The sequence below is a fragment of the Halobacillus sp. BAB-2008 genome, from assembly GCF_000328325.1.
Lineage (GTDB): Bacteria > Bacillota > Bacilli > Bacillales > Halobacillaceae > Halobacillus.
The window spans coordinates 1-1,869 of record NZ_ANPF01000111.1; the positions used below are offsets into that span (position 1 = coordinate 1).

The window sequence follows — 1,869 nt, forward strand, 5'->3', positions numbered from 1 at the left end:
AATATTTTACGAGATATAAATTATCTAATTATAAATTAGCTATATGCTAAAAAAAGGAGAAGTGGATATGTCAGAATTGACTAGAGAACAAGGCGAACAGAAAGCCGTCACTCAAGATGAACGTGAACTGTTGGATCAACTTTCCAATCCAGAGGTCCAGGAATCTTTGACCACTTTGGTGAAAGAACTTCCTAAGCTTACAGAATTGGTAACGATCCTTTCAGCTTCTTATGACACGGTGCAGTCTTTTGCGACAGATGAAGTGTTAAAAGAAGATACGGCAGGATTCCTTTCTGAAATCGTAGAACCTGTGAAAACTTCTGTGAAAGATGTAGCTGCTACAGCCATCGAAGCGAAGGATCAGGCAGAGAAGAGCAACGAAGTCATCGGACTATTCGGTCTTCTTAAGATGCTGAAGGATCCACAGGCTCAGAAGCTTTTCCGTTTCGTTAATGCGTACTTGAAAGTTTCAGCAGAACGTAACCACAAATAAATTCTGGAAATGGGGGAACCAACATGTCAAAAAACATAGTCATTCTAGGCGGCGGATACGGCGGATTGCTGGCTGCTCAAAATGTCCGCAAATATATGAGTGAATCAGAAGCGTCCATCACGCTGATCAACAAATTCTCTACTCACCAAATCATTACGGAACTGCACCGTCTTGCGGCGGGTAACATCTCTGAAAAAGCAGCAGCTCTTCCACTTGAGAAACTGCTTAAAGATAAGTCTGTTGATATCAAGATCGCTACAGTAGAGTCCTTCTCTGTAGATAACAAACAAATCAAACTGGATGATGGCTCCGAGCTTACTTACGATGCACTTGTTGTAGCACTTGGAAGTAAGACGGCTTACTTCGGTATTCCTGGTCTGGAAGAGAACAGCATGGTATTGAAGTCTGCGGAAGAAGCCAACCGTATTCGTAACCACGTAGAAGATCGTATTCGTACGTATGCGCAAACGAAGGACGAAGCTGATGCAACGATCCTTATCGGCGGCGGCGGACTTACAGGTGTCGAGCTTGTTGGTGAACTTGCTGACGAAACTCCGAAACTTGCCCGTAAATACGGTGTGAACCCGTCTGACATCAAGCTTAAGCTTGTTGAAGCTATGCCTAAGATCCTTCCGATGCTTCCGGACAACTTGATCCAGCGTGCAACGGAAAGCCTTGAGAAGCGCGGCGTGGAATTCCTGACAAACCTTCCTGTCACGAACGTAGAAGGAAACGTTGTCGAATTGAAAGATGGTCAGAAGATCGTTACAAACACATTCGTATGGACTGGTGGAGTCCAGGGGAATCCGCTTGTCGGAGAATCAGGCTTGGAAGTTAACCGCGGCCGTGCAACGGTCAACAACTACCTTCAGTCTACTTCTCACGAAGACGTATTCGTTGCCGGAGACAGCGCTGTTTACTTCAAACCGGGTGAGGAGCGTCCTCAACCGCCAACTGCCCAAATCGCTTGGCAGATGGGTGAGCTGATCGGCTACAACCTATACGCTTACTTGAACAAGAAAGACTTCGAAGAGTTCAGCCCTGTTAACTCAGGTACGCTTGCAAGTCTTGGCCGTAAAGATGCGGTAGCTTCAGTAGGTGGCAACGCAACACCACTGAAAGGACTTCCTGCTTCTGTTATGAAAGAAGCGAGTAACGTCCGCTATCTTTCCCACATCAAAGGTCTTTTCGGACTTGCTTATTAAGAAATAAGGAAAGTATAAAAACCGCAGTGCTTGTATGCACTGCGGTTTTATTTTCAGGGTGGAGGAGAGATCGGGCTCCGGGGAATGGGACGCTTTCCACGGGGCGGCCTGTGAGCCTCCTCATCGCGTTTGAAATGAACCCATGAACTTGGACAATGTTTTTATGACGCT

Annotated in this window: 2 protein-coding genes; both read left to right on the forward strand. The window is 46.1% G+C overall.

Translation table 11 applies throughout. The features are described from left to right. Positions 1 to 67 precede the first annotated feature (67 nt). Positions 68 to 493, forward strand: coding sequence for a DUF1641 domain-containing protein (locus D479_RS19250; protein WP_008640429.1), 426 nt, complete (start codon positions 68 to 70; stop codon positions 491 to 493). 23 nt (positions 494 to 516) lie between these two features. After that, a complete protein-coding gene (locus tag D479_RS19255; protein ID WP_008640430.1) occupies positions 517 to 1,698 on the forward strand; it encodes an NAD(P)/FAD-dependent oxidoreductase in 1,182 nt (393 codons plus the stop codon). Positions 1,699 to 1,869: the final 171 nt, after the last annotated feature.

Coding starts and splice junctions, on each gene's coding strand:
- D479_RS19250 (WP_008640429.1), top strand. CDS start 68: ATGTCAGAATTGACTAGAGAACAAGGCGAACAGAAAGCCGTCACTCAA.
- D479_RS19255 (WP_008640430.1), top strand. CDS start 517: ATGTCAAAAAACATAGTCATTCTAGGCGGCGGATACGGCGGATTGCTG.